Genomic DNA, 13370 nt, shown 5'->3' on the forward strand with positions numbered 1-13370 from the left:
CCGTTAGGAATAAGCGCCTAACGGGCAAACACACACAAGGATGTGTTTGGTCTATTGAATGATAACGATACGACCAAAGTCCTCACCAGGGGTGAGGTCGATGGCGCGTATCAAGGGTTGAAATTGGTCAATCTTGGTGGTGATGGTTTGATGCTCATCGATACTGGTCATGGTGCGCTGCACTTTTTGAGTACCCCCCTTAACCAATAGCGTTCGCAATCCATCATTACTCACCACCTTGCCGGCAATTTGCCCTGCCGCGAGCGACAAAGACAAATGCCAAGGCGATAACCGCTTGAGCGGTCTTGGCACTTGTTGACGTTGCAGAGGATTAAACTGCATGGTCAAACTTGGCCAAAGACCTTGATGCGTTCGAAACGCTTGCTCAAGTTGTGTGGTGTCAGGCCGAACCATTTCAAAGCGAAAGGGACGGCGATTCACCGGTGATACGTTCATCGTGGTCGCCGCCTCTATCGGACAAGGCGCTCCCTGCCCGATAGCCACCAATTGCTCAAAGAGACAATCTCGCTCTTCTTGGTATTGCGCGCCACGTCGGTCGGCTTTTTGACCGAGTATCACCACTTGTTTAAAACGGTCGGTACTGGCCGCAAATACTTGCACACAATGCAAGCGTTGCGCTAAGTAACGACTGAATGCGGGTGTCAGTGATGGGTAGGGGACAACCAATACCAACACTCCCTCCGTTTTTAACGTCGGCAAACAGCGTTGAGTAAATTGCACCTCTAACCGCGCCATTGAACGTGATGCATTGTCCATTTGGTCGGTGACCGTATTGCCATAAGGCGGGTTTAAAAACAGCACACTTTGGCTGCCCGCCCCGATGAGCGTGTCGAACGTATTGCTACGTAACACATTATCGAGGGTGAGGCTCGCCATGATAGCTCGCTCCGTATCTAGCTCCACACCGTAGGTGTGAACCCGGCATTGTGGGGCTTGTTCTATCGCACTCGCTAAGAGTGTTAACGCTTTGCCTTCACCACAACACGGGTCGAGTAATCGATGCGTACCAGCTTTTAAGCAGAGCTGTTTGGCAATGTTTGACAGCGTCGCTTCGTCGGTGGGGTAATAACCATCCTTAAGGTAGTTATGTGCCACACGTGGGTGCATTATCGCCATCAGCTGATCTCCTCATCGAGACGGATACGAGTCCAGTGCTGTGCTTTTGGTTCAAATCGCCATACTCGCTCGCCTTCAATCAAGCGTTTTAGGTAAGCCAATTGACGCCCCATTACTTCACGACCGACTTCTGGGTTGAGTTTCACCACATCGCCAATTTGAGCACCCAGTGGCCACAACTCGCCAAAGAGGGCTGAGACATCATCGACCGGTTGTGCCGGGGGCTGACGTTCACTGCGCTGAATGGCTTGAGCTTGACGCTCTTCGGCCAACGGATCTGACTCTAACGACTCTTCTGGGACTTTCCCTTCTTGATAATCGTTGAGCCAAATTCCACTGAGCTCGGCGCGAGTTTCAATCACAACGCGATGCTCTGTTTGATAGCTGCCTGATAAAATGCGTTTAACCCCAAAAGTGCCTTGATAGGTGCCTTCGTTGTATTCATCGAGCATGGCATCTCGAATCGCAAATTTACCCAGTTCACAATCTAACGTCGCCACATTGAAGTCGCCATAGCGACCAGTGATCGTTTTTATGGCTAAAGAGCCGGTAATTTGGACCATAACGGTCTCCTTGAAAAACAAGCAGACCTTTCACCGAAAGGTACTGCTTCGGTGAAAATCCAAATATGAATGAAATGAAACGGTTATAACCAACCACGCTCTACAAAGGAGGTGATGCTCTCGCCCACAATAAAGTGGTCAAGAACACGCACATCAACAAGCGCAAGCGCATCAACTAATTGACGAGTAATGCGTCGGTCGGCTTGACTCGGGGTACTGACCCCACTTGGGTGGTTATGCGCCAATATGACAGCACTCGCGTTCCAGGTTAATGCTCGTTTGACCACTTCACGTGGATAAACGGCAGCGCTATCGATGGAGCCATAAAACAGCACTTCGAATTTGAGCAATTGATTTTGCGTGTCTAAAAACAGCACCGCAAAGACTTCTCGCTCTAAGTCGCGCATGAGTGTGGTCAGCGAACGCCGACACGCCTCTGGTGAGGTGAGTATCTCGCCACGCTTGAGTCGGTCATTGGCCATCTCAAGAGCGATATCCATCAGTTCATCCGCGGTGACGGGATGACTGAGTTGGTAATACTCGCCAGGCGCTTCTTGCAATTCGACCAGTTTTCCTTGGCCGTAAGAGGGTTGATAACAAGTAGAATAAGACATAGTGGATGCCCTCAAGAAAAAAGGGCACCCAATGAGGGATGCCCCTCATGGGTGAATGACCTAACGATTAACAGGAGCGAAACTCATTACAGAGGATCACACCTTGTTGTCGAAGGTGACTAATTTCTGACTGAGAAAGCGTCTCAGACAAGGTTAATGGCGTTGAACTGCGAAGCACCAATCGTGTTTGTAAACGACCGTCTAAGGCAGTGGTTCGCCAGGGCGTTGCATAGTGGAAATCGTGTTGTATTGAGATCGGTTGAAAATGAAATTCAGTCATTTTCTTCCTCCTCTAGCATGATGACCAATATGGGCTGTTGTTTCTCTGATGTATCAATGCGAGCGACTAACGTTGCTGGACGATTGACATAACAGTTTGTGGTTGTCGGTGGTTTACAGACCGTGAACGAGACTTGTGCTGAGTGCGGCGCTTTTCGCGCGGCACGACGCACTTGTCGAAGTAACTGAATGGTCAGCGCATCTTTATCGATGTTGATGGCCATATCAGAGACGTCAATGACGGTAAACCAAGCGTGTTGTGACATTACGACGTGGGGAAAGTGAAAACCGACGGAGTGTGCTGGTTCAGTGATATCGATGAAATTCGCTGAATTGGCGACCGACGGGGTAACAAATTGCCCAAACGTTGAAAGTACAGTTGGTTGCATCCGATTGTTCCTTAAAAAAAAGGGAACAATCTTCCTGTGGGAATATTATTCCCTACAGGGTTGCAGTTGAAGCACCGTAAGACGGCGGGTTAGCTCATGGCTAACGAAGTTGAAGAAGCTTTCCAGCCCAAAGGCCGCGACACGTTTCAGAAAGCGATTTAAGGGAGGTGTAGTTCCCGTGTGCTTTGCACTATAAGTCAGTGCATAACTTTTGTTCGAGATCAGAATAGGGTAGAGCAGGGGAGTCTGTCAATAGCCACCTATTCATGCACTTTCATTAACTGATGATGGGCAAGACTGTTGTTAATTGAAACAATTTATCTATCGTGTCCAGAAAAATAATGTTATCAATAACATTTCACCAACGTGTGTAACGAATTTAAAATGGCGGCAATCCTTCTTAAATTCAATAAATAAAATGACATTGACACAGTGCCGAGCTTGTAAAGAGTTAATTTCTCCAGACGTGAAGATTTGCTGCCATTGCGGGCAATCAGACCCAAGAGGTAAGCAAAAACGTAATATCATCGCGGCCATGATCTTAGTGGTTCTGATTGTTTTTTTTTATTTGGTGAGTCCGTAGTCGGCTTGCATAAGGTGTTAGGCTAACCCGATGTTGACGTTTGGTATGATAATGATTCTTTGGATTCTGCTTACAACACTCTCAGTATGTTATATTGCAAATATGTTTATCAATACGTTTAATGAGTAAAGATGGTTGTGGGCCTGAGTTATAGGAACTCAATAGGATCACAGTAAAAACGATCGGTTTTTGTCTGTGTTATCGGTGACTCTGGTGCCTTTTGAACATCAACATGCATAGGCGATGAGTCGTAGAACAAAAGCAGTACATACGTAGATGTTACTAGGGAGAGAAGCACGGGCCCAAGAATTAGCGCATTAACCATATTCTCTTTTGCTTTCAAAACGTAGTGAGTCAATTAGATGTTTATCCTTTCGCGGCACTTGTCAGGGCTATGTTGGTTTCGAGTGTTTGGTTGGGCTGAATCTTTGATTGGCATTGTAAAACAAACTCTTTACGTTTATTTCATGGATTATCTTTATTCATATCGATATTGAGAACTCTATCATGACCTACGAATATCTTTACGATTTTGCTGTCGGATTGCTTGCTAAGCGTGATTACTCTTCCGGTGAGATGCGTCGCCGCCTTGCAGAACAGAGTGATGATGAAACGATGATCGAGTTGGTAATGGAACGCTTGCTCTCTTTTCATTATTTAGATGACTATCGTTTGGCCGAGAAAGAAATTGAAAAACATCTTCATCAATATCATGGGCTTTTACGCATTAAGCAAGTATTACGAAGCAAAGGATTGGACTCGTTAACCATTGAGCAAGCGCTTGAAGATACGGATGTCGATTGGGTTGAGTTGTGTTTAGAGTTAATAGTGAAACAATTTGGTGAAGCTCGCCCTCGGGATAAAAACGAGAAAGCCAAAATGACACGCTACCAGCAACATAGCGGGCATACATTACCAGTCATCTTTGCATGTTTAGGTTAAATGATCCTCTTGACGATAAGTCGTCTCTCTTTTTATATAAACAGCAATTTTAATTAAATGGTTCTCTATGAATAAAGCTTTTGTGATCCGCGCGCGTGCGGCATCAACTGATCCAAAAACGTTTGTGGCAGGAGTTGGCGCTGACGCCCACTCTGAAATCCTAGCTCACGTTTTAATGAATGCGATCTTTACGGCTCAATCTCACCGAGATGATGTCACGGTTTATTTGGTTATTGAAAGCACATCTGATTTTTCTCGAACTCTATGCTTTGAGTCCTCTTTATTGAGTAATATTGGTGGTTTTCATGAATCGGCGTTGATCGCGCTTATTGCTAAAGCATTAGAGCACTCGATTGGCATGAAAAAAGAAGAATCACGGAAGGTGACTGGCGGTTTAAGTGTTGAAACCACCAGTTTCGAAAAGTTAGTTCAGCGCCTAGCGGAGAATTACACACTCTATCTGCTCGATAAAAAAGGAACGGACATTCACGACGAACCGTTTAATGGCAATGCTTGTTTCATCTTAACTGACCATATACCGATGCCCAAAAAGAGTTGGAACAGCTTAAAGCGTTTGGGGACACAAAAGATTAGCCTTGGGCCTCAAATGTTATTTGCGTCACAGTGCATCGTGCTTATACACAATGAGTTTGATCGTCGAGGTTGGTGAGTTAACTCAAAATACCCCTAAATTATTCAGGGTAAATACTCATTCACATTCTTTGCGTACGTCTGCCATACCAAGAGTGAACTGAGAGTTCAAAACATAAAAAGACAGTGAGCAGTCAAAGCTTACTATGTCGTTAACCTATTGATTATAAATTGAAGTGGTAGATTAAATGCGGCATCATATGAACAATGAAAGTGACCGATAGTCAGCTAAATAGCGTTAACTTTCAAGGAGAGTTTTCGGGCTATTGGAATGAAGGAACTACCGCGTCGCAATGTAGTAATAACTCAGAATAATCACATGAGGTGACGATTCTGAAAGGCTTGTTTCGTATTCACTATGAGATGCGTTCCACGATATTTGAATATATAGAGGTTGATTATCATCAAACAAGAAGGCATTGTGATGTTAGGAATCTAAGCTAAGTTAACTTTTAAAATCAAAACATTGCGTTATATTGTGGCAAGCAAATTGTCTTCACCATTTTAATCCTGCATTGCACTATAAAGGTAGAATGTTTGTTGATTTGAATGCAAATAAAAATGTCATCGGATTTATACCAAGACGAATATTAGTGTTATCAAATGAGAAAAATAGAACAGATCCATTCCCGTGAGCTTAGCTTGCAGCTAAGAAAAAAGAACCGAAAAGTTGCGTCCTCCAATGGGTCTAAGGCTCGTATAGGAGAGTTTCTTTTTGGTAATCCCATTATTAGAGCTCCTCGAGAGATTGATCTTGTTGATGGAGATCGGAGTAATATGGAGCTGTTCTTTACCATGCTACGTGAAACGTTAGCTGATAACCCCAAATGTATATACCTGTCGTTTGAATATACTACAGTATTCAAAGCCATGCCGATGCTGGCAATTTACTCAATAATTGATGATGCAAAAGAGGATCTAGGGGTCACAACAAAAATTAACGTGATGTGGTCTAAGCGTAGTAGCGACGTAAATACAATCATCAGAATTAGTGGTAAATTTTTGCCCGCTTCCGAGCGAGAGAAATTGGTTGAAAACTCTGATTACCTCCCAGTGATTATGGGGAACAATTCAAGAGCTATTGAGTTGAGCGGGAAGTTGGTCGACTACATTTTAGAGAAGTATTTTCCGGAGGCTGATGCAGAAAAGGAACAACAAATTTCATCTGCGATTCAAGAGTCGATTGATAACGTTGGGCGTCATGCATACCCCGATGTAAAAGATCATACACAAAAGCGTTGGTGGTTTGACTGCAACCGCATTCATGACAACCTTTACATCGTTATTTATGATAGAGGTATAGGCATCCCTAGCTCATTGTCTGATAATAATGCCGTATTCCTTGCTCGTATCAATGCACTATATAACGCAAAGTATATCGACGCAGTAGGGGAAGATGCAACCTTAGATGACTTGACAAAACTAGAACGCTTGAAGACTTGGTTTAGCAATAACTTAAATGATGGGCAGTTAATCCGAGCTGCCATGCATATTGATGTGACGTCCACCGACTTGGCTAAACATGGTCAGGGTAGTAAAAGTATTAAAGGTCTCATTACTAATGATGAAAATAGTTATCTACTAATGTTCAGTAATTTAGGTTTTTATTGTTATAGTAAAGACAGGGAAGATACAGATCGCAGTATCAGAAACTATGAGTACGCTATTCCTGGCACATTAATTCAATGGAGTATTTAAGGTGAATAACAAGCAGATAAAAGTCATAATCGACTTTCATAGCAAGCCTTATGGACGATTAAAAACAGATGCTCCTGGCTGTGAATTTACTGCTGGCGAGGTGTTTCGAGATAAGCATCTTGCCCCAGCATTGAAAAAGTTCGACAAGGTAAAGGTCGATTTAACGGGATACAATCGTTATGGGCGCTCATTCCTAGATGAGGCATTTGGGGGCCTAATTCGAGAACGTGGCTTCACCAAGGCCGAGTTGGATAATAAGCTTGTTTATGTACATGATGACCTAGCCTCTGTGATAGCCATTATCGATGAGCGTATTGAGAAAGCAGAGCAAGATCGCCTAACGAGGTAGGATGGCAATATGATCTATATAGTCAGTTGGCTACTTGCTTTTTTTATACACTTAAACACGCTTAAACGAACAGCACTTACAAATACTAAAGATTCCATCATTAAAGAGATATATTCGCTATTAGATATTAATAAGAGCGATGACGAAGCACTTGCTAAAGAAACAACGTTCTCACATAAGTTTGCTCGAATTGAAAGTAAAGTGAAAGAGTTTAACGCTATCTGCAAAAACAACTTGATTGAAACTGCTCACGAAGATTTTACCGAGTTGTTTACCTTTGATGTAGAGGGTGGTGATCAAAATATTCTCACAACTAAGTGCTACGATGCAGTTGATTATGTGGATAGGGTTTTTCATCATCATACTCAAAACCGATTTTCGTTTTTCTATATAATCAGATACGAGTTAGCCGGTATAATATCTACCTTAATAAGTCTGTATCTTATTGTAAAATTTGTGTACTGGCTGTTTGGTGGTAACATATAGTCTAAGCCCTGCACGTGTGGGGCTTTATTGTGTATTCACCCTAACGAGAGTTGTTTCTCGTCGCATAAAACCATACTTTTAATGCTGATCTACACCTGCGATATTGATTATTAGGCTAAGTGACATACTTGCAGTGTTCTCATCCATGATTTGCTAATTTAGTACAATCACTGACACTCTTATGCCTAATCAACGGGTCCAACCCCAATATATAACGACAGTTTTGTCGTTAGTGATAAATTTATCAAAAAAGCTAACAATCACAGCCCAAATGCGATATAGTGCAGGTGCATGATTTTGGGCGACTTTTACGGGCTTAGGGACAGGAATCTTGCTACATCCGTGAAGGTCGCCCACTCTTGTCATTGTGCATGTTCGACCAGCCTAATTGACGCGCTACTTAAAAGATCACAATCCACCACGTTGGTTTGACGTTCGAAGCCAGTTTTAAGAAACTGCTTTGTTCTGCGCCGCTTGGTCGTCAGTGCAATCTCTAGTCTTTGTTCATGCGTTCTTCGTCGCATTGTTTCTTGCGAGACGGTTCTTTTATTATGCTCTTTTAGCCACTGCTCTAAACGAAATTCCATACCACCACCAACCTCATGCGGATACATTAGGAAGTAACACAGTGATCGTGTTAGCCAATGCTAGACAAAATCTGCAATGACAGGATAATACTGCCACAAATGCACTTAGCTCCAATACTTATGATCGATCATCCAAGCGCTATTACTGATAGACAACTGATTAAGAAATTAATTCGACACGAATTAGAGCCAACATGGTCTGATATGACGGCGTATCCAGATCTATCATGGGTCATTCCACTCGTTACTGAAGAGCTGTTTATCGCTGCTACAAAGCACACTAATGGCAATCAAACTAAAGCTGCCAAAATGCTTGGCATTAGCCGTGGTCACTTTCGTTGTAAACAAGATAAGTTCAAGTTAAAAAATATTGAATCAGTGCCCGTCTAAAATAAGAATCTGTGTCAGAAAACATTATGTACGAAAAAACCGACAGACTTTGTCCCAAATGCTTTCGCTGGTTAAGAGCAAATCAAAAAAAAAGAACACTGTATTGCCCAGATACTCTTCGGTGCCAATTAACAGGGCCGATAATTGGGTTTGGCTCTCCTCAGCGCTTCTCGATTGAAACACTACAAGAAGTTCTGGTCTTTGAAGATAGCAAAAGTCGTCAGTATCAAGATAGAAAGAGAATTGAGCGGATCAAAGAGGCGATCGCGAGATTAAGGTAAAATTTAACCAACCAGTTGAATAGGTTGGTTAAATTGCTTTTCATGAAGAGTGTGATTGAGTAAGATTGTTCTTCCCCCTAGCGTGCATCGTATAATGGCTATTACCTCAGCCTTCCAAGCTGATGATGCGGGTTCGATTCCCGCTGCACGCTCCAGATTTTAGAATCTTGCTCCCGAATACTCATGCTCGGTTGACTTTAATAAGTTCCGTATTTTGTTAAAATCATCAATCGAAAATATCACATCATCATGTTTTTCTTGTTCATTCAGCCATCCTTTAAATGTATTTCGTATCAAAATTTCAGTTTGTGGTGATTTTGTCCCCTTCTGTTTATATATATTGGCTGTAGGGTGTGTAAATACAACAACTGACGATAATGGCCAGTTGTTAATGTTTTCTGATGTAAGAATTTCGCTTAATAGTGATTTGGTTCGTAATGATTGAAGGGATGCGTTTTTATATGATTTTTTTATTCCTTGAGAATTAATCTGATGCCAATTTTTGTCATCGCTACAATACACCTTCCCTGAATAGTGTTTCACTTCTACAACAACTAAGCCAACGTGAGGGGCAAGAACCAGAAAATCAATTTCAAAGTTCTTGTTATTGAAAACCATGTTCTCAGTCGTTATATACCCGTTTATTACATTTCCTTTTAACTCTTGCAGGGTCGTCTTCATTAGTTTTTCGCCATGGTTTCCTGCTTCTTTTCTCTTATATTCAGAGCTATTTAATGGATTTAGATCTGAAATGTCAGGAATGTGCCAATGACTGCTAGCTGACTCTTTAGGTGGTGTGTTATCTTTTTTTGTTAGCAGAAATGCGATCACAGCAATAGCAAAAGCACCTATAGGTCCAGTAAGAACCAGACCAATCATTGTGGCTAGAGCTATTTTCTTAATTCTCAAAGTTACATCCTTTATCTCATTAAATAATTCATTATGTTACATAATAAACTGACCCAGCCCCAATGTGAAAGTGGTTGCAAGCATTTCAATAAAAGAGTAATTTACGTACAGAAACTGACGATTCGCCGATAAATCTAGGAGGTTGTGATGTTGCAGTTCATAAAAAAATGGCATCAAGCCTTTAAAGAAGACAAAGAACTACGCGTAGCTAAAGAATATCAAAATACGATAAATCCTACTGTGCAGGCAGATTCGTATGATTTTTGGGGGAAGTGGAGTGATGGTGCAAATGATTATTATGAAGAACAGAAGCGAAAAGGTGAGTACTATTAATTCAGTCAGAGGATTGTTATCCCCTGACTGAAAGTAATCGTTTATTTATTTTGTTTTTTTTATGTGTGATGTAGCTTGGCCCTGTGCGAAGTCAAATCCCTGCTGAGTATTCTTGTTAATCTTATCCAAGGCTGTATCGATACCAATTGCGTTCACTTTGTATCCTGCAAACCCCAATAACCCAAACCACACCGCCGGCATCATGACATAGAGTATGATCATGACGAGCTTTAAGATAGAGTCATCCATGTAGTTGATAGCGCCTGTCAGTGGGTTTAAATTCTCATTCAGCTTGTAGATCCCTTCAATGAGCTTACTGTCTAAGCTACGGCACAGTTCCCACCAAAATGTTAAGAACATCAAACCTGAATAAACCAGTGAAAGCGACATTAAAGTGGTGATGTTGTACGCACTGATCGTCAGTACTATCGGACTGGCTATAATTACTGCGCTCATTAAGACCGCTTGTAGCATCGGCATCGCTTGTCTTACTACAAAGTAAGCGGGACCGGTTAAAATGTGTCCCGTTTGAACACCAACAAAACCAGCACCGGCATTCCATATTTCACGAACTCTGTGATCTGCTGTCTTATCAAGCGTATAACCAAAACCGCGGACAATACGCCCATTAGCTTGTTCGACACTGAGCACGCGCTCAACCAGCATATCGACACGCTCTGTTTCGGACACTTCTTTACCAAGCACGCGTGCAAAAAATCCATCAGGTTTTCTTACTTCGATCGCGATTTCCGGGTAATGTTTGGCTACATCGTTGTAGATACGCCACTTGATCCCCGCAGGCTCGCCAAAACGGTTCTCATCGACAGACTTCCACCACTGCTCACAGTAGGGATAAGCGGCGGTTGTGTCGATTTCACTGTTACCATATTTCTTCTGGATCGGATCATCTCTCCGTGCTTCGTAAGGGACGGTATGAACCGCTCGCTCCGATCTCAAAAAAATGTAGGATGCGGCGTGTACCGGGTTATCCAATGATAAGAAAAACTTCCCGCCAAGCCAGTTTGCGTTCTCAAAATCACTTGCTCGAATATCGCCGGCACGAGCGCCAGCTTTCATCGCTGCGCGTGCACGTGTAAAACACTGATTATAGAATGCGGTCACCTCATCACGCAGTGGCTCGCTGGTGATGTGAGTTTGTTGCAGTTGCAGTAGCGAGTTTGAGACGTTGTAGTGACAAGGAATACTCGATACCGCTGCATTGGTGATACCTTGCGATAAACTATGCCAGAGCGCCCACCATACAGGCACAGAGACTATCTCGCCGTTAAAATCACCGAGGTTACTGTTGGTTGCCCCTGAGCTAATTCCCACACCACATTGAGTGCTGAGCTCTTGGTTCATGACCAGCGTATTCACCTTGATTGGGATAATCGGAAGGATTGAGAAAACGCACACAAAAAACGCGAGCATCTGTTTGGTCTCGATGCGATTAAGCCCCAACAAGCCTTTGTTGCCTTCATCCTCCCCTTCTTGGAGTACTTCGACCCACACTTGGAAAACGATGATGCACATCATGAACACCATGATGTTGGTCTGATTAAGAATGACCATCAGCTTGTTGGCAATATACCACCCCTCAAGGGTCATGATGGCGGAAAGGGGATCGTTGACTACCATAGTGTGATTGCTCCTGACCAAGTTAAGAAGATAAACAGTTCGTTAAAGACCGCGACCACCGCAATCGGGGCCAAATGTCGTTTTTTGGCTTTCATAAACAAAAGGCCATAGGTGGCACTGCGAAAAAGCATCATGGGTGCGCTGTAGGCGTGGCTGACCAGTACTTTCTCATCGAGAACGACGGTCAGGGCGACGCCAATCAGCAATAAAGCGAGCAGCAAAAGGGCACTTACCCATCTTGATGCCCGAGGTTTGGATTGTGTTGTCATTATTGATTATCCTGTGTTGGGGTTAATTGTTGCTGTAAAAGCACCGAATCCGTTTCCGGTACGATTGGCAGTTGCCCTGCGCGTGTACGTTGGTATTGCTCCACTACTTGCGTTGCGGTTCGGCTACCAATGGCTTGTCTGGTCTCGGCTTCAAACTTTAGGAGCTCGATTTCTTTTTCAAGCACGTTGACCGCTTGATTAATCTCTTCTTGAGCAAGTTGATGTTGAGCCAGATTGACTTCATATTTTCCGGTCAGCAGCGCACGTCGTGCGTGTAAGGCCTTTTCCATGCTGTGTGAGATAGCCAGCTCTGAGGCAATGCGCGTCATGTTGTTGTCATCTACCTTGCTGTCCACCAAGGCATCGATAAGAGGCTGAGGAAAATGCTCGCTTTCTTTGCCTGTTGCGATAGCCAGGCGCAGCTCTTTCTCAAGCGCTAGGGTTTCTTTTGTCACCTCTGCGCTCAGGCCCACCCCTGCCGTAGCACTGGTTTTGCTCTTATCCATGCCCGTTTGCACTGAGCGGCTACCGATAACTTGGGTAAGCCAAGTGGACATCTCGCTTGCACTTGTCCAGTAGCGGTAAATCCCCTCTTTGTTTTTCGCTTCTTGGTCATTGGCCAGCATGTCAAAGCCCACCATCGCGGCATCTTTTGGGGCGTCCAGTGGTGGCTGATTGCGTCCTCCGCGAGATTGGCCGCCCACCCAGGTGATGCCGTTATCGCCCATCTCTTTCATGGCGCGCTCTTTGGCCTTGACCGCATCCCCACTTTTCACCGCTTGTGTCCACGCTTGCGCTCGCGCTGCCGTGTTGTAATCACTGCCTTGAATCACCCCTGCCATCTCTTCGGTGATGTTTTCACATGAGGTTTGGCCATCATCAAAATCAAACTTGCCTTGCAGTACTCCGTTGGTGAGCATGTCATAAAGACCTGGGTCTCTTTTTTGGATGAAGTAGCCGGGTAAGCTTGCAACCGCTGAGGTGGCATTGCTGAGCATGTCACCCATCATGTCTTGAAAGCCGCTAGTGACGCCGTTGAGCTGGTTCTGAATGGTCACTTTCGGGTCTAGTAGTCCACACTGCAGGTTCATATCCCAGCCAACACCTAATGTTTTGGTTTTTATGCGCTCTTCACGCGCCGGTAGAGATATAACCGGACCGCCGCCGATAGCGTAATGCAGTACATCGGTGCCGGCACTGGCTTGAAAGGTCACAGGGAGCGCGCTGGTCAATGCCAACGCCAAAGCACATCGTTTCATCGATATCGTCCTC

General features: G+C 43.9%; 16 protein-coding genes and 1 tRNA gene. 8 read left to right on the forward strand and 9 right to left on the reverse strand.

Translation table 11 applies throughout. From position 1 onward, the window contains the following. Positions 1-51: 51 nt before the first annotated feature. The 4 genes from RJD38_RS21455 to RJD38_RS21470 all read right to left on the reverse strand — a co-directional run bounded on the left by RJD38_RS21455 (position 52) and on the right by RJD38_RS21470 (position 2982). The gene (locus tag RJD38_RS21455) at positions 52-1137 is read right to left on the reverse strand and encodes a DUF6094 domain-containing protein (protein WP_065432164.1); all 1086 of its coding nucleotides are present in this window, start codon (positions 1135-1137) and stop codon (positions 52-54) included. Further along, a complete protein-coding gene (locus tag RJD38_RS21460) occupies positions 1137-1700 on the reverse strand; it encodes a DUF3275 family protein (RefSeq protein ID WP_065432163.1) in 564 nt (187 codons plus the stop codon). The genes RJD38_RS21455 and RJD38_RS21460 overlap by 1 nt, the downstream gene beginning before the upstream one ends. 83 nt (positions 1701-1783) lie before the next feature. Further along, a complete protein-coding gene (gene radC, locus RJD38_RS21465; protein WP_065432162.1) occupies positions 1784-2314 on the reverse strand; it encodes a RadC family protein in 531 nt (176 codons plus the stop codon). Between the two features lie 272 nt (positions 2315-2586). Further along, positions 2587-2982 carry a hypothetical protein gene (locus tag RJD38_RS21470; protein WP_065432161.1) on the reverse strand — a complete coding sequence of 132 codons (396 nt, stop codon included), beginning with the start codon at positions 2980-2982 and terminating at the stop codon, positions 2587-2589. A gap of 1090 nt (positions 2983-4072) precedes the next feature. Between RJD38_RS21470 and RJD38_RS21475 the strand changes: the two genes are divergently transcribed. From RJD38_RS21475 to RJD38_RS21495, 5 genes are all read left to right on the forward strand, one after another. Continuing rightward, the gene (locus RJD38_RS21475; protein ID WP_065432160.1) at positions 4073-4507 is read left to right on the forward strand and encodes a regulatory protein RecX; all 435 of its coding nucleotides are present in this window, start codon (positions 4073-4075) and stop codon (positions 4505-4507) included. A 67-nt stretch (positions 4508-4574) separates the two neighbouring features. Beyond that, positions 4575-5177 (forward strand): tRNA (pseudouridine(54)-N(1))-methyltransferase TrmY, encoded by a 603-nt coding sequence (gene trmY / locus RJD38_RS21480; RefSeq protein ID WP_065432159.1) that lies wholly within the window; start codon positions 4575-4577, stop codon positions 5175-5177. A gap of 584 nt (positions 5178-5761) precedes the next feature. After that, positions 5762-6856: a hypothetical protein gene (locus RJD38_RS21485; RefSeq protein WP_065432158.1), complete on the forward strand. Its 1095-nt coding sequence runs from the start codon at positions 5762-5764 to the stop codon at positions 6854-6856. A 1-nt stretch (position 6857) separates the two neighbouring features. Then, complete coding sequence (locus tag RJD38_RS21490; protein ID WP_065432157.1) at positions 6858-7205, forward strand: STAS-like domain-containing protein; 348 nt, start codon at positions 6858-6860, stop codon at positions 7203-7205. 9 nt (positions 7206-7214) lie between these two features. Beyond that, entirely contained in the window at positions 7215-7691 is a 477-nt protein-coding gene (locus RJD38_RS21495; protein WP_065432156.1) for a hypothetical protein, read from the forward strand. Between the two features lie 362 nt (positions 7692-8053). Here the strand turns inward: RJD38_RS21495 and RJD38_RS21500 are convergent, their stop codons facing one another. Further along, positions 8054-8278, reverse strand: coding sequence for a hypothetical protein (locus RJD38_RS21500; RefSeq protein WP_083181635.1), 225 nt, complete (start codon positions 8276-8278; stop codon positions 8054-8056). A 99-nt stretch (positions 8279-8377) separates the two neighbouring features. On the opposite strand from RJD38_RS21500, the gene RJD38_RS21505 reads away from it, so the two are divergent. Together RJD38_RS21505 and RJD38_RS21510 are read left to right on the forward strand one after the other, a co-directional pair. Next, complete coding sequence (locus tag RJD38_RS21505) at positions 8378-8668, forward strand: helix-turn-helix domain-containing protein (protein ID WP_367971692.1); 291 nt, start codon at positions 8378-8380, stop codon at positions 8666-8668. Between the two features lie 361 nt (positions 8669-9029). Next, positions 9030-9104 (forward strand) — tRNA-Gly (locus tag RJD38_RS21510). 4 nt (positions 9105-9108) lie between these two features. Here RJD38_RS21510 and RJD38_RS21515 read toward each other — a convergent pair. After that, the gene (locus RJD38_RS21515) at positions 9109-9858 is read right to left on the reverse strand and encodes a nuclease-related domain-containing protein (RefSeq protein WP_065432154.1); all 750 of its coding nucleotides are present in this window, start codon (positions 9856-9858) and stop codon (positions 9109-9111) included. 147 nt (positions 9859-10005) lie between these two features. On the opposite strand from RJD38_RS21515, the gene RJD38_RS21520 reads away from it, so the two are divergent. Then, complete coding sequence (locus RJD38_RS21520; protein ID WP_006712145.1) at positions 10006-10191, forward strand: hypothetical protein; 186 nt, start codon at positions 10006-10008, stop codon at positions 10189-10191. Positions 10192-10236: 45 nt separating this feature from the next. Here the strand turns inward: RJD38_RS21520 and RJD38_RS21525 are convergent, their stop codons facing one another. The 3 genes from RJD38_RS21525 to RJD38_RS21535 are packed head-to-tail and all read right to left on the reverse strand — an operon-like array spanning position 10237 to position 13357. Beyond that, positions 10237-11829: a conjugal transfer protein TraG N-terminal domain-containing protein gene (locus RJD38_RS21525; protein WP_065432153.1), complete on the reverse strand. Its 1593-nt coding sequence runs from the start codon at positions 11827-11829 to the stop codon at positions 10237-10239. Further along, complete coding sequence (locus tag RJD38_RS21530; protein ID WP_065432152.1) at positions 11823-12098, reverse strand: hypothetical protein; 276 nt, start codon at positions 12096-12098, stop codon at positions 11823-11825. The genes RJD38_RS21525 and RJD38_RS21530 overlap by 7 nt, the downstream gene beginning before the upstream one ends. After that, positions 12098-13357 carry an integrating conjugative element protein gene (locus tag RJD38_RS21535; RefSeq protein WP_065432151.1) on the reverse strand — a complete coding sequence of 420 codons (1260 nt, stop codon included), beginning with the start codon at positions 13355-13357 and terminating at the stop codon, positions 12098-12100. The genes RJD38_RS21530 and RJD38_RS21535 overlap by 1 nt, the downstream gene beginning before the upstream one ends. Positions 13358-13370: the final 13 nt, after the last annotated feature.

The sequence above is a fragment of the Vibrio scophthalmi genome (assembly GCF_040869025.1).
GTDB classification, from domain to species: domain Bacteria; phylum Pseudomonadota; class Gammaproteobacteria; order Enterobacterales; family Vibrionaceae; genus Vibrio; species Vibrio scophthalmi.

Coding starts and splice junctions, on each gene's coding strand:
- trmY (WP_065432159.1), top strand. CDS start 4,575: ATGAATAAAGCTTTTGTGATCCGCGCGCGTGCGGCATCAACTGATCCA.
- RJD38_RS21505 (WP_367971692.1), top strand. CDS start 8,378: ATGCACTTAGCTCCAATACTTATGATCGATCATCCAAGCGCTATTACT.
- RJD38_RS21495 (WP_065432156.1), top strand. CDS start 7,215: ATGATCTATATAGTCAGTTGGCTACTTGCTTTTTTTATACACTTAAAC.
- RJD38_RS21470 (WP_065432161.1), bottom strand. CDS start 2,982: ATGCAACCAACTGTACTTTCAACGTTTGGGCAATTTGTTACCCCGTCG.
- RJD38_RS21475 (WP_065432160.1), top strand. CDS start 4,073: ATGACCTACGAATATCTTTACGATTTTGCTGTCGGATTGCTTGCTAAG.
- RJD38_RS21530 (WP_065432152.1), bottom strand. CDS start 12,098: ATGACAACACAATCCAAACCTCGGGCATCAAGATGGGTAAGTGCCCTT.
- RJD38_RS21460 (WP_065432163.1), bottom strand. CDS start 1,700: ATGGTCCAAATTACCGGCTCTTTAGCCATAAAAACGATCACTGGTCGC.
- RJD38_RS21455 (WP_065432164.1), bottom strand. CDS start 1,137: ATGGCGATAATGCACCCACGTGTGGCACATAACTACCTTAAGGATGGT.
- RJD38_RS21525 (WP_065432153.1), bottom strand. CDS start 11,829: ATGGTAGTCAACGATCCCCTTTCCGCCATCATGACCCTTGAGGGGTGG.
- RJD38_RS21485 (WP_065432158.1), top strand. CDS start 5,762: ATGAGAAAAATAGAACAGATCCATTCCCGTGAGCTTAGCTTGCAGCTA.
- RJD38_RS21500 (WP_083181635.1), bottom strand. CDS start 8,278: ATGGAATTTCGTTTAGAGCAGTGGCTAAAAGAGCATAATAAAAGAACC.
- RJD38_RS21520 (WP_006712145.1), top strand. CDS start 10,006: ATGTTGCAGTTCATAAAAAAATGGCATCAAGCCTTTAAAGAAGACAAA.
- RJD38_RS21535 (WP_065432151.1), bottom strand. CDS start 13,357: ATGAAACGATGTGCTTTGGCGTTGGCATTGACCAGCGCGCTCCCTGTG.
- radC (WP_065432162.1), bottom strand. CDS start 2,314: ATGTCTTATTCTACTTGTTATCAACCCTCTTACGGCCAAGGAAAACTG.